Source organism: Microbacterium sp. MMO-56 (assembly GCF_037146215.1).
Taxonomy (GTDB): Bacteria; Actinomycetota; Actinomycetes; order Actinomycetales; family Microbacteriaceae; genus Microbacterium.
In genome coordinates this window covers 1-22399 of the sequence record NZ_JBBCVW010000014.1, presented here as the reverse complement: position 1 = coordinate 22399, position 22399 = coordinate 1, and the positions used below count along the sequence as shown (strand labels likewise).

The following is a 22399-nucleotide window of genomic DNA, read 5'->3' as shown; positions in this document are numbered from 1 at the left end:
ACGGGTCACCGCGCCGTCCACCCACCGTCCATCGTGTAGCTCGCACCGGTGACCATCCCGGAGCGCTCCGAGACGAGCCAGCCCGCGAGCGAGGCGACCTCGTCCGCCTCGACGAGTCGGGCGATCGCGGACTCGGTGAGCATGATCTTCTCGATCACCTCGCTCTCGGCGATGCCGTGGATCAGGGCCTGGTCGGCGATCTGCCTCTCGACGAGCGGCGTACGCACGTATCCGGGGTTGATGCAGTTGCTCGTAACGCCGTGCGGGCCACCCTCCAGCGCGGTGACCTTCGACAGGCCCTCCAGGGCGTGCTTGGCCGCGACGTACGCGGATTTGTAGGCACTGGCGCGCAGTCCGTGCGCGCTCGAGATGTTGACGACGCGCCCCCACCCGCGCGCGTACATCCCGGGGAGTGCGGCGCGGATCAGCAGGAAGGGCGATTCGACCATGAGCCGGTGCATGAATCGCCATCGCTCGGGGTCGAACTCGTGGATCGGAGCGACGTTCTGGACGCCCGCGTTGTTCACGAGGATGTCGACGTCCAGAGTCAGCTCCTCCTGCAGGACGGTGTCCGAGAGGTCGATGCCCCAGGCATCGCCCCCGACCTCTGCGGCCACGTCGCGAGTGGCCCGCTCGTCGACATCGACGACGACGACGTGTGCGCCGCGTGCCGCGAACTCGCGCACGCACGCTCGGCCGATGCCGCTCCCGCCGCCGGTGACGAGCGCGCGCCGCCCGGTGAGGTCCTGTTCAGGCATCCGTGCCTCCGTCGTTCCCGGCCTCGCGCCGCGGCGCGAGGGCATTGCGGATGAATCGCATCATGCCGTCGACGATCTCGGTCGGGATCTCCGCGGGGACCGCGCCGTCGGCGTCCCGCTCCCAGAGCAGGAAGCGCATCCCGATGAGCTCGCCCGCGCCCATCAGCGCCCACGCGGTGACCTCGGGATCGAGTGCGGCGTCCACGTCGCCCACGAGCTGTGCGGCGCGCAGGCCCTCCTCGTACGCCTCGACGATGCGCGTGTAATGCAGACGCAGCATGTCCGGCGAGACGAACTCCGCTTCGCGCACGACGCGGTACAGTGCCGGGTGGGCGGCCGTGAACCGGAAGAACCCCTCGACGCCCGCCCGCTCGGCGTCGATGCGCGTGGCGGCACCCGCCATCGCCTCGGCCATCGAGTGCCGGACGCGCCGGTTCAGATCGACCACGAGCTCTTCGAAGATCTGCTGCTTGCCGTCGAAGTACAGATAGAACGTGCCGAGCCCGACCCCGGCGCGCTCCGTGATCCTGACGATCGACGCCTCGTGGTACCCGAGGTCGGCGAAGACGTGCTCGCCCGCTTCGAGGAGCTTGCGCCTGGTCGCCTCTCCGCGCGTGGTCAGCGGCCTCCCCGTCGTGGACACCGGCGGCGCATCGAGAACGGCGTCCGGCGCGTGCGTACCCCCGGCGGGCGCGTCAGTGGTGGTCATGGATCGCCTTCGCACGCCGCATGTGTACGCCCTTCCACCGGTGCAGGAAGACCCGACGGGTGATTCAGGTCATGTCATCCTGCGACCGACGGACGACGCGTGTCAACCGGCCCGCATCGCGCGAGCCCTCTTAGATACCGCAGGTATATACTTCTGATATGCATAACGGTGACGACATCCTGCGCCTCCTCGTCGGGGCACATGCGCTGACGCGGGTCGCGTCGCTCGAGACGCGCAACGAGGCGCCCGCCGCACAGTGGCGCACCCTCTCCCTGCTGAAGGAGCACGGACCCCAGCGCATCGGCGATCTCGCCGCGCTCAGTCGCGTCACGCAGCCCGGGATGACCCGGCTGGTGGGACAGATGACGGACGCGGGCCTCCTCGAGCGCCGCGCGGACGCACACGACTCCCGCGCCACGGTCGTCTCGGCGACCCCGGCGGGCCTCGCCGCCTTCGAGGAGTGGATGCGCGTGCTGAGCGATGCGCTGGCCCCCCGCTTCGACGACCTCGGCGAGGAGGACTGGGCCGCCATCCGCCGGGCCGCGGACATCGTCGCCGAGCGCACCCGAGCCGAGGGGCGCATTCTCGAGGGGGTCGCCCGGTGAGCGCCGGCGCAGGGAAGCTCACCGTCTGGCACCAGCCCGCACAGGTCTGGGCCGTCGCCTTCGCGTGCGTGATCGCGTTCATGGGCATCGGCCTGGTCGACCCGATCCTGCCCGCCATCGCGACGTCGCTGGATGCCAGCCCGGTCGAGACGGAGCTGCTGTTCACGAGCTATCTCGTCGTGACGGGCGTGGCGATGCTGTTCACCAGCTGGATCTCGTCGCGGATCGGCACGAAGCCGACTCTCCTCATCGGCCTGGCCCTGATCGTCGTGTTCGCGCTGCTGTGCGCGCTGTCCGGCAGCGTCGACGCCGTCATCGGGTTCCGCGCGGGCTGGGGCCTCGGCAACGCCCTGTTCATCTCCACCGCCCTGGCGACGATCGTGGGCGCGGCCTCGGGCGGCTCCGCCGCGGCGATCATCCTTTACGAGGCGGCGCTCGGTCTCGGCATCGCCGTGGGGCCGCTTCTCGGGGGCATCCTCGGGGAGATCAGCTGGCGCGGTCCGTTCTTCGGCGTCGTGGGCCTCATGGCGATCGCGTTCATCGCGGTGCTGACGCTTCTGCGCGGAGGTGAGGAGAAGCGCACGCCCGTTCCGCTGTCCGCACCCTTCCGCGCGCTGCGCGAGCCGGCGCTCGCCGTCCTCGCCATCGCGGCGCTCTTCTACAACATCGGGTTCTTCGTGCTGCTGGCGTACTCGCCGTTCCCCCTGGGCTTCGGAGCGATGGGGATCGGCCTCACGTTCTTCGGCTGGGGCGTCGCGTTGGCGATCACGAGTGTATGGGTCGCGCCCGTCCTGCTGCGCCGTCTGAGGCGGAGCACGGCGATGCTCCTCGTCCTCCCGCTCCTCGCGATCGATCTCCTGGCCGCGGCGCTGGTCGTGGACTCCCCCACCGGACTCGTCGTCTGCATCATCGCGGGAGGCCTTCTCCTCGGGCTGATGAACACGATCCTCACCGAGTCGGTCATGGAGGCCACGGATCTGCCGCGATCGGTCGCGTCGTCGTCGTACTCGGCGGTCCGGTTCCTCGGCGGCGCTGCCGCTCCGCCGATCGCGGCGGCCCTCGGCCACGCGTTCTCCGAATCGGTGCCGTTCGTCTTCGCCGCCGTCTCGGTGCTCGTGTCCGCCGGAACGATCCTGATCGGGCGACGAGCGCTCTCCCGTATCGACGCGCATGATGCGGATGCCGCGGAGGAGGCGGCCGCCGTGCTCGTCGGCGACGCCGCGTAGCTCCAGCCCGGCCTTCCGCTCCGCGTCCGCGGACGGGGCTAGGCCCTGCGGGCCTGCACGACCGCGATCACCGTCGTCACGATGCCGACGGCGAGCATGAACCAGCCGAGGAACGGTTCATTGCTCCATCCGATGCCCCAGATGCCGACCCCGATCGTCAGCAGCGCCAGGACGACGGAGAAGATCAGGTAGAAGCGGTAGCGACCGGGGCCCAGCTCAGATTCGGATTCCATGGCGGAACTCTATCGGCGCCGGAGGTCGCCAAACGTCGATATTTGACGGCGCGAGGTGCGCCGTGAAGCGGACGGGACCGAGGCCGGCCCGGACCCGGTCTCAGTGGGTCAGGAGCAGCTTGACGATCCCGATCCCGATGGCCACCGTCGCCAGCACGACACCGCTCCAGAATGCGCCGAGAGTGAGCGGGCGCCCGCTGTATCGCTCCATGGCGAGACCGACGAAGCCGATGCGGACGGCGAGGACCAGGATCGCCGCGGCCTGCATCCAGACGGACGGGAGCCATCCCATCCATGCGACCGCGTACAGCGCCGCGGGGATGACGGCAGATGTGGCGATGGGCCGCGCCGTGATCACCACCTCGCGCACGGCGGCACGCCGGGCATCGGGCGCCTGCTCGTCCGCGCCGTCACCGAATCCCTGCGCGACGATGTGGGCGAGGACGTGCGCGAGGAACGTCAGGAGGCCGGTCGCCAGCACGGCCCACACCGCCGCGCCGTGACGGATCTGCTCCGGGCCGACGGCGATCGCCGCCCCCAGGACCGTGATGTTCCCGTAGACGTAGGAGGAGAGCCACTCCCGCATCTCAGGGACGGGTGTCTGCGGCGCGGGGCGACGCCCACGGCGAGGCCTGCGTCGGCGCCCGCGATCGTGCGGCTCGCCCTCGCTGTCCGCGTGGCCGCCGGTCACGCCGCCACCGTCCGGAACCCCGCATTGCCCATCGACGAGTCCGGCGTGTTCTGCGACCGGGCCGAGTTCCGGTATCGGTTGCAGTACGAGATGTGACACAGGTAGCTTCCGCCGCGCAGGACCCGTGCCGTGCCGGCGTCCGGGCCGACGGGCGAGTGCCGGGGCGACCGTTCGTAGTACGTGGGTGAGAACCAGTCGCTGCACCACTCCCAGACGTTGCCCACCATCTGCCACAGCCCGTAGCCGTTGGGAGCGAACGAGCGCACCGGCGCGGTCGTGAGCCAGCCGTCCTCCCGGGTGTTCTCCCGCGGGAAGTCCCCCTGCCAGATGTTCGCGCGCCAGCCGCCGGCGTCGATCTCGTCGTCGCCCCAGGGGTAGGTCGCCGACGCGATGCTTCCGCGCGCGGCGTACTCCCACTCCGCTTCCGTGGGCAGGCGCCGGCCCGCCCAGGCGCAGTACGCGGTGGCGTCGTTCCAACTCACGTGCACAGCCGGGTGATCGTCGAGGCCGTCGATCGAGGACAGCGGGCCTCCCGGGTGCCGCCAGTCCGCGCCGCGCACCCCGAGCCACCACGGTGTGCCCGCCGCGGGACCCATCACATCCTGCGGCGGCGCGGCCAGGGCGAGATGGAAGACCGCGGAGAAGCCGTAGGTCTCCGCTTCCGTCCGGTAGCCGGTGTCGTCGACGAACGCGGCGAAAGCCGCATTGGTCACGGATGACTCGTCGATGAGGAAGCCGTCGAGCGACACGTCATGACGCGGCACCTCGCCGTCGGCCGCGTTGCGATCTCCGGACGAGTCGCCCATCACGAAGCTGCCCGCGGGCACGCGCACCTGCGGGACGATGTGCCGTCCCGCACCGGCGATCCCGTCGCGCCGCGGCGGCACGACCAGCTCGAACGCTCCCCGGGAGGGCGCACCGCACGCGCACGACGGGCCGCACGATCCTTCGAGATCAGCCATGTGTCCTCTCCGTTCGGATCAACGCGTCCGAGCGACTCCGTCGCTGCGTGGCCCGGGTCATGTGCACCGGGGACGCTCCGCGATCCATCCTGCCAGGGGCCGGGCGAGGCGCGGCGTCAGGCATCCGTGGCCCCCGGGCATCCTGGTCAGCTGCTCGAGCGGATGCCGTCGACGTAGCCGAGTACCCTCTCCAGCAACTCGGGGTCGTGCGGCCCCCACTGCGGTGCCGGCGTGTCCGGCCCCGTGTAGGGCTCGTCGCGGTAGTGCCGTTGATACTGCGCGAGCTTCGCCTCGAGATCGGCACGGATCTGCGCGTACGCGGGGTCGTCGGCGACGTTCCGGACCTCGGCGGGGTCCGCGGTCAGGTCGTACAGCTCCCATTCCGGCGCGAAGACCCGCTGCGATGCTCCCGGCACGCCTAGACCCGCGCCGTAGTAGTAGATGAGCTTGTGCCGTCTCGTCCGGATCCCGTAGTGCGCGGGCGCCGCGTGGATCGGATCGTCGTGCTCCCAGTAGCGGTAGTACGCCGCATCCGGCCAGTCTGGGACCTCCTCCCCCCGCAGAAGCGCGCGGAACGAGCGGCCCTGCGAGGTCGGCAATGCGTGCCCGGCGTCGATCCCCGCCGCATCCAGGAACGTGGCGGCGAAGTCCGTGTTGGTGATGATCGCCTCGCAGCGCGATCCCGCGGGGATCTCGGCCGGCCACGTGATCAGCATCGGCATCTGCAGCGACTGATCGAACATCAGCCGCTTGTCGAACCAGCCGTGATCGCCCAGGAAGAATCCCTGGTCGGAGGTGTACACGACGATCGTGTTCTGCGCGAGGCCACGCTCGTCCAGATGATCGAGCAGACGGCCGACGTTGTCGTCGATCGACTGGATGCACTGGAGATAGTCGCGCATGTAGATCTGGTACTTCCAGCTCATCCGCGCGTGTCGGTTCTCCTCGCCGCGCAGGTGCTCGGGCACGTCCTGCTTCAGATCGTCGGCGCCCATGTCTTCGGCGATCGTCATGTGCACGCCGCGAACCGCCTTGGAGCGCGTCGCATAGTCGTCGAAGAACGTCTCCGGCTCCGGGATCGACCCATCGGCGTACAGGTGCGTGTGCTTCTCATCCGGCACCCACGGGCGGTGCGGCGCCTTGTGGTGCACCATCACCGCAAACGGCTCATCCTCCGCGAGGGAATCGATCCAATCGATCGACAGATCGGTGACGATGTCCGTCGCGTACCCCGGCACCACCGCGGTACCCGACGCGTCGATCATCTCCGGGTCGACGTAGTCGCCCTGACCGGGGAAGATCTTCCACGCGTCGAAGCCGCGCGGCAGACTGCGACCGTGCTCGCCGAGGTGCCACTTGCCGAACATCGCCGTCTTGTAGCCGGCATCGTGCAAGACGTCGATGAACGTCGGAACGCGGTAGTCCATCTCCGTCCAGATCGAGGACACGCCGTTGAGATGGGAGTACGTCCCGGTGAGGATCGTCGCCCGCGACGGCGAACAGATCGAGTTCGTGCAGAACACCGCGTCCATCCGCACCCCGTCGGCGGCCAGGCGATCGAGGTTCGGCGTGTGGTTGACGCGTGAGCCGTAGGCGGAGATCGCATGCGCGGCATGGTCGTCGGACATGATGAACACGATGTTCGGGCGGGTCATGGTGACCTCCGGCTTCTGTGGCGGGGTTCTGACGATCTGAATGCGACGAGCCCTCCGGTAGAGGGGGGAGGGGCCGTCGATGGATTCGACAAGTAGAGTACTAGTACTCCAGATGTAGAATAGTCGCCACGGTCCGTCGATGCCGCAGGGAGACGACACATGAAGCTCGAGAACCTTCTGCTGGGGATCCTCCTCATCGCCCCGCGGACCGGTTACGAGCTCTCGCGCTACATGGAGATGGAGGGCGTCTTCATGCGCCCGCGCACGCAGATGAGCCAGGTCTACCGCTCTCTCGCCCAGATGTCGGAACGCGGGTGGGCCCGATACACCGTCAGCACGCGTCCCGGAGCCCAGGACGCGAAGATCTACGAGGCGACGGAAGCGGGCCGCGAGGTGTTCCTGACCTGGCTTCGCAGCCCGTTCGTTCCCACGCTCGGACCCGTCGACTTCGAGTTCCGGGCTCGGGTGTACTTCTGCGGGTTCCTCGATGCGGCATCGCTGTTGAGGCTCGTCGATACGGAGCTGAGCGCGCGGAAGCAGCAGATCGCGACGCACCGGTTCCGCGATCGTACGATCGAGGCATCCGAGGACTCGGCCTTCGATGTGGAGTTCGCGACCGAGGTCGACGACCTGATGCATGCCTGGGGTGCGGCCTCGATGGATCTCATGGTGTCGAACCTCGAGCGCGTGCGAGACGCCGTCCGGGCGCGTGTGGGCTGACATCCGGCGGACACCCCCACACCCACAGCCGACGACGATTGGCAAGCCCTCCGGTCGCACGGCCGTCGCGTGCCAGGCTGGCAGCGCCTCGTCCCCGTGCGCCACGACTCCACGGGCTCGTCGCCGACGTCGACACGACAAGGATGACCATGACCACGCTGCACCGACGCTTCGCCGGCGTCGTCACCGCCGCGGTGCTCGCGGTCGCGACCACGGGGTGCGGGGTGACCATTCCGTCCGATCCCGACGGGACGCTCCGCCGGATCGCCTCGAGTAGGGAGCTGCGCGCGGGAGCATCGCCCGCCGGAGACGCGCTGTCCGTCGACGGGCAGGGCGTCTCGGGGCCCCTCGCCTCCCTCGTGGAGGGATTCGCCGCCGAGCAGGGGGCACGGGTGGAGTGGGTCGTCGCCGGCGAGGAGACCCTCGTCGACGATCTCGAAGCGGGCGACATCGACCTCGCCGTCGGCGGGATGACGACGGCGAGCCCGTGGAGCGAACGGGTGTCGGTCACCCGGGGGTACGACGACATCGTGGACGGCGACGACCGGTCGTTCGTCGTCCTGCTGCCCCTCGGCGAGAACGCCCTCCAGCTGGCTCTCGAGGCCTACCTCGACCGCGAGGCGCGGCGGTGAAGTCGCTGGGCCGGACGGCGCTGCCGGAAGAGCAGCAGCGGGCGCTGCGCAGCGCCATCCGATGGGAGTGGTTCACCATCGGCTACACCAGCGTGACGATCGTCGTCATCGCATTCGTCCTCGGCGGATCCCAGGCGATGAAGACCGCGTGGATCGAGGACATGCTGTCCCTCATCCCGCAGGTCGCCTTCCTCGTCTCCCTCCTGTTCATCCGACGCGCCCCGACGAGCGGATTCCCGTTCGGATTGCATCGGGTGATGGGCATCGGGCATCTCGTGGCCGGCGTCGCGCTGCTCGCGGTCGGCGGGAATCTCGCCGTCGAGTCGGTCGCAGGTCTCGTTCGCGGGGAGCATCCCGCCATCGGCAGCGTGGTCCTCTTCGGGCAGACGATCTGGCTGGGCTGGCTCATGGTGGCCGTGATGTCGGTGATCGTCATCGGCCCGTTCTTCTACGGGAACGCGAAGGCGAAGCTCGCGCCGAAGCTGCACAACAAGGTCCTCTACACCGACGCCGACATGGCCAAGGCCGACTGGACGACCACCGTCGCATCGATCGTCGGGGTGCTCGGCATCGGCATCGGCTGGTGGTGGCTCGACGGCGCTGCGGCCCTGTTCATCTCCCTCGGGATCGTGTGGGACGGCTACCGGAACACGCGTGCCGCCGTGCGGGACCTCATCGACCAGCGCGCCCGACGCGTCGACGACTCCGCACCGCATCCCCTCGTCGGTCGCATCGCCGCGGAGCTCGAGCGTCAGCCGTGGGTGCGCCACGCGGGCGTCCGGATGCGCGACATGGGGCAGGTCTTCCACGTGGAAGCATTCGTCGTGCCGCGCCGCGACCGCGTCTCCACCACCAAGATCGACGCCGCACGACGCGCCGTCGCCGCACTCGACTGGAAGATGCAGGACGTCTCGATCATCCCCGTCACCGCCATCCCCGATGAGGCTTCTCCCCCTCGCACCGATTAGCACGTCCGCGGCGCGTCGACACCACCGTCGATACGGACGTCGTCGGCGGCGCGTCGATCAGATCGGCGACGATTTGACAAGCCCCGTGCCTCGCCACCGGAACTGTGCGACCCTGGATCGATATCGACGCGCCGTCGGGACCCTCCACGAGTAGCTGTGCCTTCGTCGCGAACCGCTGGGTCCCGCGTGGGTCACAGAGGAGCCCGGCATGGGCCGTTTCACCTATCAGACCAGTACGACCACGGATATCGAGGACCGTGCTCTCGCCCACCTCCAGGTGGTCATCGCCGGAAAGCTGCGCCGCAGAGAGTCCTTCGTCTTCACGTGGAAGGACGTCTCTCACATGCGCGCCGGAAGGGTATCGGTGTGGATGAACCAGTCCATCCCGATCTCGTTCAAGTACTTCGGAAGCCGCACGCCGACGCTCAACAAGAACTGGCTCGAAGCGCTCGCGATGACCGCGAACAGCGCCACCGGTCTGTATCTCGTCCCCGAACCGGCCGAGCCCGAGACTCCCGACGAGGCTCCGAGCAGCTGACGGCAAGATCCGCCGCGCGACGGAGGTGCGCGCGTCACTGTGTGCGTAGCGTGGTCGCATGGCGGATAACACGAACACGTCGCAGAACTGGATCGCGATCGGCATCGCCCTCGGAGCGGGGATCGGCATGCTGATGGGTTCCGTCACGGGGAATGTCTCCGTGGGACTCGGAGTCGGTCTCGCACTCGGGGTCGCGCTCGGGGCGAGCCTCGATGCGCGGGAGAAGAAGAGGAAGCAGTAGCGCGGCACGCGCCGCTGCATCGGAGCCGGATCAGCTCATGCGCGCTCACTCCACTTCCGATTGATCTATCGACACTCCGGGTGTGATCCGTACCTCTCCGCCCGAGAGGACATCGAGCATCCTCGTGGGCATCCGGACTTCGAGGCTGCGCTTGTGCCACGCTTGGGCGTCCTCATTCGCGTTCTCTCCCACGATCAGCGCGTCGGGGAAGTGGCGTGCGATCGCCGCGACCACCGCGCTCCCGAGACCGATGCGGCGGAAGCCCTCGAAGATCTCCAGGTTGGAGAGCACCACCACGTCGAACACCCTCCCGAGCTCGGAGTCCTCGTGCCCTTCCGGCCGATACCGGAAGTACCCGGTCGCGGATGGCACGCCGCCTGACGTCGCCGCGTCGAACCGGATCGGAGTCGTGCCCTCGGCCCGCAATCCGCCCGGGGGAAGGTCGAAGACGAAGGTGTGGTCTTCCCAGCGGTCGCGCCATGAACCTGTCATGAGCCGATCATGCCGCACGGGGGCCGATGCCCCGACGCACCGGCTGTGGGAATGATCGCCTAAGGTACGACGCATGCGTCCGCACCCCGCCGCTCTCGCCGCACCGCTCGTCGTGGTCGCCCTCGCGGCATGCAGCCCCGGTGTCCACGCGCCTGAGCCGATCGGGTCGTCCACACCACAGTCCGCGACCCTTCCCACAACCGACGCGACCGTCGATGCCGCGCTCGCGCGCTATTCCACCGACCTCCCCACCGGCTACTCCTGGCCCGAGCAGGTGCCGCCGTCATCCGCTGAGATGATCTGGGCGTGCCTCCACCTCGATGCCGCGTGGGCCGCCATCGACGCACACGACCAGATCGAAGCCGACCGACTCGTCGCGCAGGTCTACGACGGCTCGACGCTCTGGGACTCCGATCCACCGGTCTTCGAGACCGGCCCCACCGCGCGCGACTGGGGCTGGCACGGCATCTGCACCCAGCAGCTCGGCCTGATCGACTACCCCGTTCGGGGCCTCGACGAGTGGTCACCGAGCCCGTAGCGGCGTTCTTCGCAGAGGCGATGAGACGTGCAACGAAGAAGACCCGGCAGGTGGCGCGTCGTGCGTGTCCTGCCGGGCCTTCTTTGTTCGGTGCACCCCCTGGGACTCGAACCCAGAACCCACTGATTAAGAGTCAGTTGCTCTGCCGATTGAGCTAGAGGTGCGTTCCGTGTCCGCCGAATCCTCGTCGAGAACTCACTGGCGAACCGAGGAGCAACGTTACCATCCGTGAGCGTTCATCGCGAATCGAGCATGAGGGGCCGCGTATCCTGGTGAGGTGACCTCCCCCACCACGTCTGGATGGACCGCGCCCTTCGACGGCGATCTCGCCGATGACCTCGCCCTCGCACTGCGTCTGGCCGACGCGGCGGACGCCGTCGCCATGGCGCGCTTCGACGCGGCAGACCTCGATGTGCGGGTCAAGGCGGATGCCACGCACGTCACCGAGGCCGACCTCGCGACGGAGAAGGCGATCCGGAGCATCCTCGCCGACGAGCGACCGGCCGACGGCATCCTCGGTGAGGAGTTCGGCGCGACCGGCGACGACCGCCGGCAGTGGATCATCGATCCGATCGACGGCACCGCGAACTATCTCAAGGGCATCCCGATGTGGACGACCCTGATCGCTCTCGCCGTCGGCGGGGTGCCCCGCGTCGGCGTCGCGAGTCAGCCGGCGCTCGGACGGCGCTGGTGGGCCGCATCCGGCCTCGGCGCCTGGACGAACCAGCCGGGCGGCGAGCCGAGACGGTTGGCGGTCTCCCGAGTCGCGTCGCTCGCCGACGCCAGCGTCAGCTTCCAGTCCATCGCCCAGTGGGACGAGGTGGGACGCGCCGACGATCTCGTCCGGCTCAGCCGCGCCGTGTGGCGCGACCGCGGTTACGGCGACACGTGGCCGTACATGCTCCTCGCCGAGGGGCGCCTCGAGTTCGTCGCCGAGTTCGGCGTCAAGGAGTACGACATGGCCGCGCTCGTGCCGATCATCCACGAGGCGGGGGGACGGTTCACCGACATCGACGGCGCAGACACCATCTCCACACGTTCCTCGCTCGCGACCAACGGCGTCCTCCACCCCGACTTCCTCGAGCTCCTTCACCCCTCGTCCTGACCCGGCGCGGCCCTCCCCCACGAAACGACACGATGACCCACACCCGCCCCCGCCTGCTCACGGCGACCGCCACGGTCGGCCTCGCCGTCCTCCTCCTGTCGGGATGCGCGGGCACCGCCGCACAGGCGCCGACTGCGATCGTCGGCACGGATGCCCCCACGTCCGCACCGCCCGAGGCGAGCGATCCCACCCCCGCGGACCCGTCGGCCACCCCCGAGGACGTCACGTGCGACTCGCTCATCGACCCCGACGTCCTGACCGACCTGCAGGCGCAGGGCTGGACCGCGAAGGAGACGCCGTTCGCGGCGGGCGGTGTCACCCTCAGTCAGGGCCTCGTGTGCACCTGGGCGAACTACACGCAGCCGTCCGGCAGCATCCTCATCTTCGGATGGGCACCGCTCACGGCGGACCAGTCGACCAAGATGCAGAGCGGCCTCGAAGGGCAGGGCTGGATCCGGAAGAAGGACGGGTCGAGCCTGTACATCACCGAGGACCCGGCGCAGGCCCCGACCGTCGACCCGAGCGGTTACGGCATGACGTACGAGTTCGGCGACGGATGGGTCACCGTCGGCGACCTCAAGCAGAACCTGCTGCTGATCCGGCGACCGGGCGCCTGACGCCCCGGACACGACATGAGGCCGGACCCCAGGGTCCGGCCTCATGCACTCCGCGTGACAGCGGCGTCGTGGAGCTGGGGGGAATCGAACCCCCGTCCAACGCTGAGATACTGCGTCTTCTCCGGGCGCAGTCTGTAGAGGCGTTCTGCTCGGCTCCGACCTTTGTCACAGACACCTAAGTCGACGAGCCCAGTCTCAGAAGAGTCCCATGTGACGTCGAGACCCCGTCACACAGCTAGATCCCTAGATGACGCCAGGGTCCGTAGCGGGATCGCCTACGGTCTGACGGACTATCGGGCTCGCTTAGGCAGCGAGGGCGAAGTCGTTGCGCTTTGCATCGGCAACTATTGGTTCGCAGAGATCGTTTACGAGATAACCCTGCATCCTCGGCCCGCTTCCCGCAGTTACACAGGCGCTGTCGAAACCGATCAGCCCCGTGCGCCTGGCGGCAGGGTGAGCCACTGTCACGCTGTGGAGTTGTGTGCAGGATGCCGAGGCATCCGAGCATCCCAGACTACAACGGAACTCGCTCTGACGCCATTCCGCGCCGACACCGTAGGCTCGGCTGCATGAGCGAAGTCACCATCACGGTCCGGGGCGAGAGCGAGACGGCCGTTGCCCCCGAGATCGCGGTCGCCCGGGTCACGGCGACCGCCGACGGCGCCGCGCGCGGCACCGTCGTGGAGCGCATCGCCGCCCTCGCCGAGCCTCTCCGCGCGGACCTGGCGGCGCGCAAGGCGTCCGGCACGCTGAGCGACTGGTCCAGCCAGCGCGTGTCGGTCTGGGCGGACCGCCCCTGGAACTCGGACGGACGCCAACTCGACCCCGTGCACCATGCGTCCGTCGAGCTGACCGCGACCTTCACGGACGTCCTCGCGCTCTCGGACTGGCTCAACGGGATCGTCGGCACCGACGGGCTGCAGGTCGGCGCGGTCGAGTGGCGTCTCACGCCCGAGACGCGTGCCGACGTCGAGCGGAGGGTCGCGACGCAGGCGGTGGGTGTCGCCGTCGAGCGCGCGACGGCGTACGCACGGGCCATCGGGCGCGAGACGATCGTTCCGGTGCAGCTGGCGGACGTCGGGCTGCTGGGCGACGGGCGCCCCGAGGCGCCCGCGCCGCGGATGTTCGCGCGGTCGGCATCCGTCGCGATGGATGCCGCGCCCGTCGTCGACTTCCAGCCGGATGACATCGTGGTCACCGCCGCGGTCGAGGCCCGATTCACGGCGCACTGAGCCGCCGCGCCCCGTCGCCACCCGTCCCTGTCTGCACGAACTCCGCACGATCGCGCGTACTCCGCATCCGATCGCCCGTGCGGGTGCGGAGTACGTGGCATCCTGCGGAGTTCGTCACGCCGCTGCACGCGCCGCCACGCCAGCGGGGCGCGCCCCCGCGCTCCGCGGGCGCGGGCCCCGCGGTCAGTCGCCGAGACGGTTGCGGCTGCGCATGGCGCGCTCCGCCTCCCGCTTGTCCTCGCGCTCGCGGATGGTCTGCCGCTTCTCGTACTCGCGCTTGCCCTTGGCGATGGCGATCTCGACCTTCGCGCGTCCGTCCGAGAAGTACAGCTTGAGCGGGACGAGAGTGTAGCCGCCCGCACTGATGGCGTGCGAGAGCTTGATGATCTCCTCCTTGTGCAGGAGGAGCTTGCGCGTGCGCTTCGAGGAGTGATTGGTCCAGTGCCCCTGCGCGTACTCGGGGATGTGTACCGCGTCGAGGAAGGCCTCTCCCCCGTCGATGTACGCATAGCCGTCGCTGAGGTTCGCCCGACCCTCCCGCAGCGACTTGACCTCGGTACCGGTGAGGACGATGCCGGCCTCGTAGGTCTTCTCGATCGCGTACTCGTGCCGCGCGCGACGGTTGGTCGCGACGACCTTCTCCCCGCGTTCCCTGGGCATGACAGATCCTCCTGAGTGCTGCGCCCCGCGTGGGACGGATGCCGCGCTCCGCGGCAGCCTGCCAGCCTACCGCAGGACGACGCTCACGCGCGCAGCCATCGCCGGATGGCGAAGCCGGCCGACAGCGCGGCGAGGACGAGACCGAGCAGGATGATGACGGGGATCACGATCGCCGCGTCCCGTACATCGACCCAATCGGTGATGAACGTGACGCGCTCCTGGAGATAGCCGCCGACGCCGAACACCACCCCGCCGAGGATCGCCGCACCCGCCAGAACGGAGCCGATGAGCGCGGCGAACACGCCCTCGAGGATGAACGGCGTCTGGATGAAGCGGTTCGATGCGCCGACCAGTCGCATGATGCCGACCTCGCGTCGTCGCGCATAGGCGGACAGGCGGATCGTGGTCGCGATCAGCAGCACCGCGGCGATGAGCATGAGCGCCGCGATGCCGACCGCGATGTACGTCGCGACGGTGAGCGCGGAGAAGAGCGGCTCGAGATACTGCATCTGATTGCGCACCGCCTCCACGCCCTGGGTGCCGCTGAAGGCCTCGGTGATCACGTCGGACTTCGCAGGATCGACGAGCCCCACCCAGTAGGTCTGGCCCAGCTGCGCCGGGGTCACGTAGTCCTTGTACTCGTCGCCGTAGAGGTCGATCAGGTTCTGGTACGCCTCGTCGGCCGTCTCGAAGCGGACGTCCCGCACGACATCGGCGAGGGCCGGGCTCGCGAGGCGATCCGCGACCTCCTTCACCTGCTCCTCGGTTGCGGCACCGTCGACGCAGGTGGTCGCGGTCGAATCATCGCGGCACATCACGATCGACACCTGGGCACGGTCGACCCAGTACGCCTGCATCTTGCCGATCTGCATCTGCATGAGCATCGCCGCACCGACGAAGGTCAGCGAGACGAAGGTCACGAGCACGACGGAGATCACCATCGAGGCGTTGCGCCGCAGGCCCGTGAGAGCCTCGGCGAGGATAAGGCGCACTCTCACGAGGTCGGCCCCACTTCGTCTTCGTCGGATGCCAGACCGAGTCGGTCGGCGACCCCGAGGTCTCCCAGTGCCAGACCGTCGAGCTCGACCGCAGGAGTGTCGATCTTGATCGGGCGCGTGGACGGCCGGGGCTCGGGAGGTCCGGGGTCGGCCGGCATCGCCGCAGCGGCGGCCGCGACCGCACTGGCGGCGACGGCGTCCGCCGCGGCATCCGACACGGCCGACGGCACCGGCGTGACCGGCGATGCGGCGATCTCGCGCTGCAGCTCGAGCACGGCCGTCAGGGCCGCGGTCGCGGCGGCGCCCTTCTCCTGCTGGGGCGTCAGCGTCGGGAGCGACGAGCGGTCGCCGTAGCCGCCGTGTCGGTCATCGCGGACCATGACGCCGTCCTGCAGTTCGATGACGCGGCGCTTCATCTGATCGACGAAGCCCGCCTCGTGGGTCGCCATGACGACGGTCGTCCCGCCCTCGTTGATCCGGGCGAGCAGCTGCATGATGTCGATGGAGGTCGCGGGGTCGAGGTTTCCGGTCGGCTCGTCGGCCAGGACGATCTGCGGGCGGTTGACGATGGCGCGGGCGATCGCGACGCGCTGCTGCTCACCGCCCGACAGCTCGTGCGGAAAGCGCTTCTGCTTGCCGTCGAGGCCGACGAGCGTGAGCGCCTCGGTCACCGCCTGCTGGATGAACACGCGGGACGAACCGATCACCTGCAGCGTGAAGGCGACGTTCTGGAACACCGTCTTGTTCGGCAGCAGGCGGAAGTCCTGGAACACCGACCCGATGTGGCGACGGAAGTAGGGGACCTTGCGCGTGGACAGGGTCCGCAGATCGCGGCCCAGCACGACCACACGCCCGTCGCTGGGCGTGTCCTCGCGGAGGATCAGCCGGAGGCACGAGGACTTCCCCGACCCCGACGCGCCGACGAGGAAGACGAACTCCCCGCGCTGCACCTCGAAGTCGACGTCGCTCAACGCCGGCTTGTTCGTGCCGCGGTACTTCTTGGTGACGTGCTCGAACCGGATCATGACCCGATGAGCCTAAGCGGGCGACCCGTGGATCCCGCTCGCGACACCCCGGGGGCGTGGATCAGCGGCGCCCGGCGTTCACGGGGTCGTCAGTTCACGGCTGCGGGGTACAGGGGTTCAGGGGTTCAGGGGTTCACCCCCGCAGGATCCTCGTGCGCTGGCGGATCGGGGCGGTGGTCACCGCACGCCATCGCAGTGAGGCGTCGAACCAGCCGGGGGCGCGCACCTCCGGCACCCCGTGCCGCATGCGGATGCCCCACCCGCTGCGATCGAGCGATCGATGATGATGCCAGCACAGCAGCACACCGTTGTCGGTGTGGGTCGGTCCACCGCGGGCGTGCTCGACCACGTGGTGGATCTCACACCATGCGGCCGAGACGCCGCACCCGGGGATGATGCACCCGCCGTCGCGCAGGACGATCGCACGGCGCTGGCGGTGACCGAACACCCGGTCACCGGTGCCGAAAGCGACGATCCGCCCGTTCGCGGCCATGGCCACGCGCTCGACGACCCCGCCGCAGCCGATGTGGCGGGCCACCGCGAGCGACACCGGCTGCGCGCACCCCTGCGCGTGGGCGTACCCGGTGCCCGATGCCAGGTCTTCGGCGTCCACCTGCACCACGAGGGTCGCCGGCGCGCCCCCGATCGTGGGGAGCCGGCCGGAGCTCGCCGCCACGCCCAGGGCTGCCGCGAACGCATCGTGCTGCTTCTGCCGCCGCGTGCGCTCGTCGAGCGGCGCGACGGGGCCGTCATCGCCGAACTCGAGGTCGGAAGACCGCCCGGCCCCGTCGTCGCCGTGTCCGTCCGCGCCGGCCGGCGGCGGGAACGACACCCGGGGCGAGAGCTGCGCATCGAAGATCGTCTGCAGCTGTGCGGCGACCTCCGGCAGCAGCATCGCTCGAAGGGGCACGCCGTCGGAAGTCGCGACACCCAACGTGACGTGCCGCTTGCGCTCGGCGGCGCGTTCGCGCGGCTCCGCGCCGTCCTGGTCGAGGGCGCAGGCCCACGCCTGGGCATGGATCCGAAGGATGTCCGCGCACGCCGGCGATGCGCCGTCCGGTCCGTCGCCTCGTGCCTCGGCGACGACGATGTCGGCGGCCGCGCGCCGCGCGGAAGCAGTCACCCGCGGTGCGGTCGACTGCAACGGCTCCACGATCGAGAGGATGCCGTCGACGCCGAGCACACCGTCGACCATCGCGGCGCGGACCGACGGGAAGGACGCGTCGAGGACCTCACCGGTCGTCTCCGACACGGAAGGGCGGACCGCGACGGCCGCGCGCTGCAGCCGCCGAACGGTCTGCGGAGAGAGCCGCGTCGTCCTCTGCAGCAGTTCACTCAGGTCGTGGCAGCCGAGCCGATCGGTCATCCTCTCCTCGCGCACCGGGTTGTCGGCACGCCGCGCCGCCTCGCCGACGGCGTCGAGCAGCATCCCCTCGACGAGGCGTACGAGCTCCGCGACGGAGCCCAGATGCGCCGCCAGCTCATCGTCCGACAGACGCTCGCAGGCTCGCTCGTCGCGGGCACCCGCCGCCGCGGCCTGCACGGTCGTGCGCAGCTCTCGGAGCGTCTGTCGGAGGAGGTCCATACCCCCATCCTGCCGACGGCCTCCGACATTGCGGATCGGAAAACCGCGGATCAGCGTCCTAAAACAGGATGTTTCCGCGAGTTCTTTCTCGTGCTCCGCGAGAGCGTCCGAATGCGCGCCTCAGCGGTGGAAGGATCGACTCAATCGTCGTCCTTGCGCTTGCGCCACCGGATGCCGGCGGCGATGAGACCGTCCAGATCGCCGTCGAAGACGACGGCCGGGTTGCCGACCTCGTATCCGGTGCGGAGGTCCTTGACCAGCTGCTGACCGTACAGGAAGTAGGAGCGCATCTGATCGCCCCAGCTCGCCGTGATCGTGCCGGCGAGCTCCTTCTTCTTCGCGGCCTCCTCCTCGCGCTTCAGCAGCAGCAGGCGCGTCTGGAGGACGCGCATCGCCGCGGCGCGGTTCTGGATCTGGCTCTTCTCGTTCTGCATCGAGACGACGAGGCCCGTCGGGAGGTGCGTGATCCGCACCGCGGAGTCGGTGGTGTTGACCGACTGGCCGCCCGGGCCCGACGAGCGGAACACGTCGACGCGGATGTCGCTCTCAGGCACGTCGACCTCGACGGCCTCCTCGAGCGCGGGGATCACCTCGACCGCGGCGAACGAGGTCTGCCGCTTGTCGGCGCCGCCGAACGGGCTGATGCGGGCGAGTCGGTGCGTGCCGGCCTCGACCGACAGGGTGCCGTAGGCGTACGGTGCATCGACCTCGAAGGTGGCGGACTTGATGCCCGCGCCCTCCGCATAGGAGGTGTCCATGACCTTGACCGAGTACTTGTGACGCTCCGCCCAGCGCAGATACATGCGCAGGAGCATCTCCGCGAAGTCGGTCGCGTCGTCGCCGCCCGCGCCGGAGCGGATCGTCACGACGGCGGGGCGGTCGTCGTACTCGCCGTCGAGGAGGGTCTGCACCTCCAGCTGACCGATCACGCCCTGGAGGTCGGAGATCTCGCGCCTCGCCTCCTGAGCGGTGTCCTCGTCGTCCATCTCGTGGGCGAGCTCGACGAGAACGTCCAGATCGTCGAGGCGCTGCTCGACATCCGTCACCCTCTTCAGCTCGGACTGGCGGTGACTCAGCGCACTCGTGACCTTCTGCGCCTTCTCGACGTCGTCCCACAGATCGGGTGCGCCGGCCTCCTCGGAGAGGCGGTCGATCTCGGCGCGCAGCGACTCGACGTCCACCACCGCCTGGATGTCGGAGAAGGTGGAACGGAGGGCCTGGATGTCGGCAGACGGATCGAACTCAAGCATGACAGTCCAGACTAACGTGGATGCGGTGACCGATGCCTCCACCCCCGATTCGATCCGACGGGTGCTGTGGAGACTCGCCCCCGTCATCTACGGGCCGACCGTGCTCTTCGCGCTCGGCGAGGGAGCGGTCATCCCGCTTCTTCCGGTCATCGCGGCGCGCCTGGGGGCGGATGTCCCCACCGCGGCTCTCGTCGCCTCCGCTCTCGTCGTCGGCCAGCTGTGCGGCAACATCCCCGCCGGCTGGACGGTCGCCCGCATCGGCGAACGATGGACGATGGCCGGGGGCGGAGTCCTCGGCATGCTCGGCGTCGTCGGCCTCGCCCTCGCGCCAAACCTCGCCGTCCTGGCCGCGTCGGTCTTCGTGATCGGCTTCTGCGCTGCCGCGTTCGGGCTCGCGCGGCACTCCTTCATGACGACCCGGGTGCCGCTCGACTTCCGCGCCCGGGCCCTGTCGCTGCTGGGCGGCACCTTCCGGCTCGGGATGTTCGTGGGCCCGTTCATCGCGGCGGCGCTTCTGGCGCTGTTCGGCGACGAGCACGCCGCCGTGTGGTTCTTCGCGGTCTGCCTCGCGGCTGCGATCCTGCTCGTGCTGTTCGGCCCCGATCCCGAGACCGAGTCCGCGCCCGGGGTGATCCCGGCGCCGCCTGCCGCCGGGACGACGACAGGCGGCGATTCGGAAGTCGGCGAGGACACCGGGGAGGTCGTCACGGGCGCTCTTCCGACCGCGGACGCGCCCGGCGTCTTCCGCACGATGTGGCGCCACCGCGACGTCCTCTCGCGCCTCGGCCTCGCGGCGGCGTCGCTGTCGGCCGTCCGCTCTGCGCGTCAGGTGGTGCTGCCGCTCTGGGGCGTCTCTATCGGTCTCGACGCCCAGACGATCGCCCTGGTCGTCGGCATCTCCGGCGCGATCGACTTCGCCCTGTTCTACGCCAGCGGTCAGGTGATGGACCGCTTCGGCAGGCTCTGGGCCGCCCTGCCGGCGATGATCCTGATGGGAGCGGGGTTCCTCGCACTCGCGTTCACGCACGACGGCGACCAGGCGGCCATGTGGTTCGCGCTCTTCGCGGCCGTGCTCGGCGTCGGCAACGGGCTCTCGAGCGGCATCCTGCTCACCCTCGGAGCCGATGTCGCGCCGCAGGAGGATCCCGCGCCCTTCCTCGGCTCCTGGCGCACCCTCACCGACGCCGGCGGTGCGGTCGCTCCCCTGCTCGTGTCGGCGCTCGCCGCCGCCGTGTCCCTGTCGGTCGCCACGGGAGCCATGGGCATCGTGGGCCTGATCGGCGCCGCCGCCTTCGCACGGTGGGTGCCGCGCTTCGTGCCCCGCCGGCGCGACTGACGCTGCGCGTCAGCGCAGCACGGTGCGGCTCGTCGCGGTGGCCTCGACGATCCAGCCGTCGGGGACGAACACCGTCAGCACCGGCGGATGCCACTCGGCGGCGACCCGCACGCGGGCCGAGACCCCGTCGGGTGTGGCCGCGTCGACGAGCTGCGCGGTGCCGAGCGCCTCGAGCACCTGCGACGCGTGGGCGCGCACGTCGGCATCCGTCAGAACGGCGCGCGCGCCGCTGCCGTCGTCGTCGTCGACGACCAGGGTGAGTGCGTCCGCCCCGGCGAGGGCCGCGGCATCGGCCGCCGCGGCGGCGCGTTTCTGCGTGAGGTAGAGGCTCGTCGCGTCGACGCACACGGCGACCAATGCCAGAGCGAGGAGCGCGTAGCCGAGAGCGAGGAGGAGGACCGAGCCCTCGTCATCCGATCCCCGAGCGGGTGGGCCGACTCGCGGCGGACGCCTCACGGTGTTCCCGTCCAGAAGCGTGACACCCGGTGCACGGCCGACGCCTCGACCGAGACCCGCGTCGCGCGGTCGAGACCGAGCACCGGCGGGACCAGCGGGAGCGCAACGGACGTGCGGAGCGTCACCCTGACGAGCGCCCCGGGTTCCGGACAGCTCGGCGCACCCGGGTCGCACGTCGCGGACACCGCCAGGGCAGTCGGATCGATCCCGTACTCGGCGACGATCTCGTCGATGACGCGACTCGATCGATCTCGGGCGACGGCCGCGTCCGACGCCGTGGCGACCGTGCGCGCGAGCTGCCGCGCACCCGTCTCGACGCCGAGCGCCTGCTGCTGGATCGTGCCGAGCGCGACGATCAGGTACACGATGGGCACGAGGAGGATCACGGCGACGACCAGAAACTCCAGCGAGGCGGACCCCGCCTCCCCGGCCGTCGGCATCTCAGTCGAAACTCTCGCGCGGCGCATGCGCGGCCACCTCCAGAGACTCCGGAACACCGAGGAAGCCGAGCAACGGCAGCGTCGCCGCCACGCTCACCCGGACGCGCTGGCCGGAGGGTCCCGCGACGACGGCCGCGTCCACACGCGGCTCGAGCCCGCCGCCGAGAGCGACCTCGATCAGGCGGGCGGTCCGCTCGGCGCCGTCCGCGGGCTCGTTGTCGGCGCGGGCTCCGACGTACGCACCGTCGACGGCGGCGTCGTGCAGGACGTTCCGCACGTAGACGACGAGTGCGAGCTGTAACACCCCGAGGGTCAGGAACGTCAGGATCAGCCCCACGAGCACGAACTCCACGGCCGCCGACCCACGATCGTCGTCGAGTGGTCGAGGCATGGTCGGTCAGAGTCCGACGACGCGACCCAGCGCCTGTTCGAAGAGGTCGACCAGCGCCGGCCCCGCGAGGCTCCAGATGGCGACGACCAGCCCGGCGGTCATGAGCGTGACGAGGACCCAGCCGGGTACGTCGCCGCGTTCGTCGTCGAGGATGGTTCGGATGCGTCCGCGAATGAGTTCGACCATGACGACATGCTGTCTGCCGCGGGATTCTCTCGCCCGATTTATCCGGCTCTGCGCATTCTAGGTGGGGGTGAGGGGGTCAAGTCCGCCGGCGATCAGGAGCATGCGGAGCCGGTAGTTGTCGTAGTTGGTGAAGCCGCGGGCGATCCGGCG

At 69.7% G+C, this 22399-nt stretch carries 28 protein-coding genes, 1 tRNA gene and 1 other RNA gene; 12 read left to right on the top strand and 18 right to left on the bottom strand.

Going from position 1 to position 22399, the window contains the following annotated elements; all coding sequences use genetic code 11:
• Positions 1-5 precede the first annotated feature (5 nt).
• Both WFI00_RS12625 and WFI00_RS12620 read right to left on the bottom strand, forming a co-directional pair.
• Positions 6-758 (bottom strand): 3-hydroxybutyrate dehydrogenase, encoded by a 753-nt coding sequence (locus WFI00_RS12625; RefSeq protein ID WP_336633485.1) that lies wholly within the window; start codon positions 756-758, stop codon positions 6-8.
• Positions 751-1467, bottom strand: a complete 717-nt coding sequence (locus WFI00_RS12620; protein WP_336633484.1) for a TetR/AcrR family transcriptional regulator — start codon at positions 1465-1467, stop codon at positions 751-753. Before WFI00_RS12620 ends, WFI00_RS12625 begins: the two co-directional genes overlap by 8 nt.
• Positions 1468-1625: 158 nt before the next feature.
• On the opposite strand from WFI00_RS12620, the gene WFI00_RS12615 reads away from it, so the two are divergent.
• Both WFI00_RS12615 and WFI00_RS12610 read left to right on the top strand, forming a co-directional pair.
• On the top strand, positions 1626-2072 hold the full coding sequence (locus tag WFI00_RS12615; protein WP_336633483.1) for a MarR family winged helix-turn-helix transcriptional regulator: 447 nt from the start codon (positions 1626-1628) through the stop codon (positions 2070-2072).
• Entirely contained in the window at positions 2069-3298 is a 1230-nt protein-coding gene (locus WFI00_RS12610) for an MFS transporter (RefSeq protein WP_336633482.1), read from the top strand. The genes WFI00_RS12615 and WFI00_RS12610 overlap by 4 nt, the downstream gene beginning before the upstream one ends.
• Before the next feature lie 38 nt (positions 3299-3336).
• Here the strand turns inward: WFI00_RS12610 and WFI00_RS12605 are convergent, their stop codons facing one another.
• The 4 genes from WFI00_RS12605 to WFI00_RS12590 form a co-directional block, all read right to left on the bottom strand.
• On the bottom strand, positions 3337-3531 hold the full coding sequence (locus WFI00_RS12605) for a hypothetical protein (RefSeq protein ID WP_336633481.1): 195 nt from the start codon (positions 3529-3531) through the stop codon (positions 3337-3339).
• A gap of 100 nt (positions 3532-3631) precedes the next feature.
• A complete protein-coding gene (locus tag WFI00_RS12600) occupies positions 3632-4117 on the bottom strand; it encodes a hypothetical protein (protein WP_336633480.1) in 486 nt (161 codons plus the stop codon).
• A gap of 101 nt (positions 4118-4218) precedes the next feature.
• On the bottom strand, positions 4219-5184 hold the full coding sequence (locus WFI00_RS12595; protein WP_336633479.1) for a formylglycine-generating enzyme family protein: 966 nt from the start codon (positions 5182-5184) through the stop codon (positions 4219-4221).
• Between the two features lie 146 nt (positions 5185-5330).
• Positions 5331-6839 carry a sulfatase family protein gene (locus tag WFI00_RS12590; protein ID WP_336633478.1) on the bottom strand — a complete coding sequence of 503 codons (1509 nt, stop codon included), beginning with the start codon at positions 6837-6839 and terminating at the stop codon, positions 5331-5333.
• Positions 6840-6998: 159 nt separating this feature from the next.
• On the opposite strand from WFI00_RS12590, the gene WFI00_RS12585 reads away from it, so the two are divergent.
• The 5 genes from WFI00_RS12585 to WFI00_RS12565 all read left to right on the top strand — a co-directional run bounded on the left by WFI00_RS12585 (position 6999) and on the right by WFI00_RS12565 (position 9938).
• Positions 6999-7559 carry a PadR family transcriptional regulator gene (locus WFI00_RS12585; RefSeq protein WP_336633477.1) on the top strand — a complete coding sequence of 187 codons (561 nt, stop codon included), beginning with the start codon at positions 6999-7001 and terminating at the stop codon, positions 7557-7559.
• Positions 7560-7708: 149 nt separating this feature from the next.
• Entirely contained in the window at positions 7709-8191 is a 483-nt protein-coding gene (locus WFI00_RS12580; protein ID WP_336633476.1) for a hypothetical protein, read from the top strand.
• The gene (locus WFI00_RS12575; RefSeq protein WP_336633475.1) at positions 8188-9159 is read left to right on the top strand and encodes a cation diffusion facilitator family transporter; all 972 of its coding nucleotides are present in this window, start codon (positions 8188-8190) and stop codon (positions 9157-9159) included. Before WFI00_RS12580 ends, WFI00_RS12575 begins: the two co-directional genes overlap by 4 nt.
• Before the next feature lie 208 nt (positions 9160-9367).
• Positions 9368-9697 carry a DUF7882 family protein gene (locus tag WFI00_RS12570; RefSeq protein WP_336633474.1) on the top strand — a complete coding sequence of 110 codons (330 nt, stop codon included), beginning with the start codon at positions 9368-9370 and terminating at the stop codon, positions 9695-9697.
• Between the two features lie 58 nt (positions 9698-9755).
• Positions 9756-9938 (top strand): hypothetical protein, encoded by a 183-nt coding sequence (locus WFI00_RS12565; RefSeq protein ID WP_336633473.1) that lies wholly within the window; start codon positions 9756-9758, stop codon positions 9936-9938.
• A gap of 45 nt (positions 9939-9983) precedes the next feature.
• On the opposite strand, the gene WFI00_RS12560 is transcribed toward WFI00_RS12565, so the two are convergent.
• Positions 9984-10430 carry a hypothetical protein gene (locus WFI00_RS12560; RefSeq protein ID WP_336633472.1) on the bottom strand — a complete coding sequence of 149 codons (447 nt, stop codon included), beginning with the start codon at positions 10428-10430 and terminating at the stop codon, positions 9984-9986.
• A gap of 73 nt (positions 10431-10503) precedes the next feature.
• Between WFI00_RS12560 and WFI00_RS12555 the strand changes: the two genes are divergently transcribed.
• Positions 10504-10968, top strand: a complete 465-nt coding sequence (locus WFI00_RS12555) for a hypothetical protein (protein ID WP_336633471.1) — start codon at positions 10504-10506, stop codon at positions 10966-10968.
• Between the two features lie 91 nt (positions 10969-11059).
• Here WFI00_RS12555 and WFI00_RS12550 read toward each other — a convergent pair.
• Positions 11060-11132 (bottom strand) — tRNA-Lys (locus WFI00_RS12550).
• A gap of 113 nt (positions 11133-11245) precedes the next feature.
• Between WFI00_RS12550 and WFI00_RS12545 the strand changes: the two genes are divergently transcribed.
• Positions 11246-12073 carry an inositol monophosphatase family protein gene (locus tag WFI00_RS12545; protein ID WP_336633470.1) on the top strand — a complete coding sequence of 276 codons (828 nt, stop codon included), beginning with the start codon at positions 11246-11248 and terminating at the stop codon, positions 12071-12073.
• A gap of 32 nt (positions 12074-12105) precedes the next feature.
• A complete protein-coding gene (locus tag WFI00_RS12540) occupies positions 12106-12690 on the top strand; it encodes a nitrate ABC transporter substrate-binding protein (protein WP_336633469.1) in 585 nt (194 codons plus the stop codon).
• Positions 12691-12756: 66 nt separating this feature from the next.
• On the opposite strand, the gene ssrA is transcribed toward WFI00_RS12540, so the two are convergent.
• Positions 12757-13126, bottom strand: a transfer-messenger RNA (tmRNA) gene (gene ssrA, locus WFI00_RS12535).
• A gap of 133 nt (positions 13127-13259) precedes the next feature.
• Between ssrA and WFI00_RS12530 the strand changes: the two genes are divergently transcribed.
• A complete protein-coding gene (locus WFI00_RS12530) occupies positions 13260-13922 on the top strand; it encodes an SIMPL domain-containing protein (RefSeq protein ID WP_336633468.1) in 663 nt (220 codons plus the stop codon).
• Between the two features lie 183 nt (positions 13923-14105).
• On the opposite strand, the gene smpB is transcribed toward WFI00_RS12530, so the two are convergent.
• The 5 genes from smpB to prfB all read right to left on the bottom strand — a co-directional run bounded on the left by smpB (position 14106) and on the right by prfB (position 19440).
• The gene (smpB, locus tag WFI00_RS12525; protein WP_336633467.1) at positions 14106-14582 is read right to left on the bottom strand and encodes an SsrA-binding protein SmpB; all 477 of its coding nucleotides are present in this window, start codon (positions 14580-14582) and stop codon (positions 14106-14108) included.
• Positions 14583-14665: 83 nt separating this feature from the next.
• On the bottom strand, positions 14666-15580 hold the full coding sequence (gene ftsX, locus WFI00_RS12520; protein ID WP_336633466.1) for a permease-like cell division protein FtsX: 915 nt from the start codon (positions 15578-15580) through the stop codon (positions 14666-14668).
• Entirely contained in the window at positions 15577-16605 is a 1029-nt protein-coding gene (gene ftsE / locus WFI00_RS12515; RefSeq protein ID WP_336633465.1) for a cell division ATP-binding protein FtsE, read from the bottom strand. The genes ftsX and ftsE overlap by 4 nt, the downstream gene beginning before the upstream one ends.
• Before the next feature lie 133 nt (positions 16606-16738).
• Entirely contained in the window at positions 16739-18190 is a 1452-nt protein-coding gene (locus tag WFI00_RS12510; RefSeq protein ID WP_336633464.1) for an HNH endonuclease signature motif containing protein, read from the bottom strand.
• A 140-nt stretch (positions 18191-18330) separates the two neighbouring features.
• Complete coding sequence (gene prfB / locus WFI00_RS12505; RefSeq protein WP_336633463.1) at positions 18331-19440, bottom strand: peptide chain release factor 2; 1110 nt, start codon at positions 19438-19440, stop codon at positions 18331-18333.
• Here prfB and WFI00_RS12500 point away from each other — a divergent pair.
• Positions 19439-20776: an MFS transporter gene (locus WFI00_RS12500; protein ID WP_336633462.1), complete on the top strand. Its 1338-nt coding sequence runs from the start codon at positions 19439-19441 to the stop codon at positions 20774-20776. The genes prfB and WFI00_RS12500 overlap by 2 nt on opposite strands.
• A gap of 9 nt (positions 20777-20785) precedes the next feature.
• On the opposite strand, the gene WFI00_RS12495 is transcribed toward WFI00_RS12500, so the two are convergent.
• From WFI00_RS12495 to WFI00_RS12480, 4 genes are read right to left on the bottom strand one after another with little or no spacing between them, the layout of a single operon-like run.
• Positions 20786-21232 carry a pilus assembly protein TadG-related protein gene (locus tag WFI00_RS12495; RefSeq protein WP_336633461.1) on the bottom strand — a complete coding sequence of 149 codons (447 nt, stop codon included), beginning with the start codon at positions 21230-21232 and terminating at the stop codon, positions 20786-20788.
• Entirely contained in the window at positions 21229-21672 is a 444-nt protein-coding gene (locus tag WFI00_RS12490; protein ID WP_336633460.1) for a TadE family protein, read from the bottom strand. Before WFI00_RS12490 ends, WFI00_RS12495 begins: the two co-directional genes overlap by 4 nt.
• 1 nt (position 21673) lies before the next feature.
• Entirely contained in the window at positions 21674-22063 is a 390-nt protein-coding gene (locus tag WFI00_RS12485) for a TadE/TadG family type IV pilus assembly protein (protein WP_336633459.1), read from the bottom strand.
• 6 nt (positions 22064-22069) lie between these two features.
• Positions 22070-22249, bottom strand: a complete 180-nt coding sequence (locus WFI00_RS12480) for a hypothetical protein (RefSeq protein ID WP_336633458.1) — start codon at positions 22247-22249, stop codon at positions 22070-22072.
• Positions 22250-22399: the final 150 nt, after the last annotated feature.